The following is a 1,387-nucleotide window of genomic DNA, read 5'->3' on the forward strand; positions in this document are numbered from 1 at the left end:
CATGATCCGGGGGGTGTTGTCACCGGGCCGGGTCGGCAGCCGGTGATCGCTGATAGGGGCTGGACCCGGAGCAATCCGAGGTCGCTCGTAACGTGGATGCCGAGACTGGCTGCTGTAGGTCGCTGGCCGCCGATAACGATAACTACAAGGGGGGCACCGATGACAGGCACCGAGCCGCAGGATCGTATCCAGGTCTTCGTCGGCGTCGACGTTGGCAAAGAGGCACATCATGCCGTGGCACTTGATGTCACCGGCAAACGCCTGCTCGATAGTGCTCTGCCGAATGACGAAGCCAAGCTTCGAGCACTCATCACCAAGCTCAAAGAACATGGCGGCGTGTTGCTCGTGGTCGACCAGCCGGCGACGATCGGCGCACTTCCGGTCGCGGTGGCGCGAGCTGAAGGAGTCGCAGTCGCCTATCTCCCGGGACTTGCGATGCGTCGGATCGCCGATCTGCACGCCGGTGAAGCCAAGACCGATGCGCGCGATGCATACATCATTGCGGAAGCGGCGCGCAGCATGCCGCACACGTTGCGTTCGCTGAAGTTGGCCGACAATGAAGTCGCGGAGCTCACGATGCTGTGCGGCTTCGATGATGACCTGGTTGGCCAGATCACCCAAACCAGCAATCGCATCCGCGGCCTGCTGACGCAGATACATCCCGCACTCGAGCGCGTTGTCGGGCCGCATCTGGATCACTCCGCGATGCTCGATCTCATCGAGCGATATCCTTCTCCCGCTCAACTTGCCGCTCTCAGCGAGAGACAACTGGCGAACCGACTGATCAAACTGGCGCCGCGCATGGGTAAGCGCTGGGCCGCTGAAATCGTCCAAGCGCTCTCGGAACAAACGGTCGTCGTGCTGGGCACCCAGGCCGCCACCGTTGTCTTGCCGCGCCTTGCGCAACAACTGGCAGCGCTGCGACGTCAGCGCGCTGAAGTCGAAAAGGAAGTCGAACGTCTGGTCCTCGCGCACCCTCTCCATCCGGTCCTGACAAGCATGCCGGGAGTCGGTGTCAGGACCGCGGCGAGACTCCTGATCGATGTCGCGAGCCGTGCGTTCGCCTCCGCAGCTCATCTGGCCGCCTATGCGGGGCTCGCGCCTGTTACTCGACGCTCCGGCTCGTCGATCCGAGGCGAGCATCCGTCTCGCCGAGGCAATAAACAGCTCAAACGTGCGATGTTCCTGTCGGCGTTCGCAGCGTTGCGCGACCCAATCTCTAGGGCCTACTACGCTCGCAAGATCGGCCAAGGCAAACGTCACAACCAAGCCCTCATCGCACTCGCCCGGCGACGTTGTGATGTCCTGTTCGCCATGCTACGAGACGGCACTCTCTACACCCCACCGGCGGTGGAACTCCATTGACAACAACATAGGGGCACCCCCC

Annotated in this window: 1 protein-coding gene; it reads left to right on the forward strand. The window is 62.7% G+C overall.

The features are described 5' to 3' along the window. Window positions 1-159: 159 nt before the first annotated feature. Window positions 160-1,365, forward strand: a complete 1,206-nt coding sequence (locus tag GYH35_RS31330; RefSeq protein ID WP_161830450.1) for an IS110 family RNA-guided transposase — start codon at window positions 160-162, stop codon at window positions 1,363-1,365. Window positions 1,366-1,387 lie beyond the last annotated feature (22 nt).

Source organism: Steroidobacter agaridevorans (genome assembly GCF_009932555.1).
In the GTDB taxonomy this organism is placed as follows: domain Bacteria; phylum Pseudomonadota; class Gammaproteobacteria; order Steroidobacterales; family Steroidobacteraceae; genus Steroidobacter; species Steroidobacter agaridevorans.

Excerpts from the sequence above, each read along its gene's own strand:
- GYH35_RS31330 (WP_161830450.1), top strand. The coding sequence starts at position 160 with ATGACAGGCACCGAGCCGCAGGATCGTATCCAGGTCTTCGTCGGCGTC.